The 281-nt window shown below is 53.7% G+C and carries 1 protein-coding gene; it reads left to right on the top strand.

What is annotated here, in order from left to right; translation table 11 throughout:
* Positions 1–22: 22 nt before the first annotated feature.
* Positions 23–281 (top strand): hypothetical protein (locus SB786_RS36050; RefSeq protein ID WP_410731552.1); only part of this gene is annotated, 259 nt, incomplete at its 3' end.

Here is a 281-nt window from a genome sequence, read left to right as displayed (position 1 = left end):
GTTTCTCGCGTAAGCAAAGCGCATGAGCATGCTTTTCGCAGAATTATTTTTGATCACTAGCCAAGCCTCTTCTGTTCACTATAATGAATTTCAACGCGTGGTTGTTCATTTTGCCGCCAGGGCATCGAACCACCACTTGCTGAAGCGGCGAAGCCGCGCACGTGACGACTCGCGAGCGCGCCATCGCCGGGCTAACCGGTTTTCGAACAGGCAGAGCATGACTACTCCGTCGCTGGATTTCGATCCGTCCGCAATCACGCTGCCGCAAGGCCATTTCATTG

Source organism: Burkholderia sp. SIMBA_062 (assembly GCF_046534765.1).
Classification (GTDB): Bacteria; Pseudomonadota; Gammaproteobacteria; order Burkholderiales; family Burkholderiaceae; genus Burkholderia; species Burkholderia ambifaria.
Note: the sequence above shows the minus strand (reverse complement) of the source record. Positions and strands in the feature narration are given on the sequence as shown.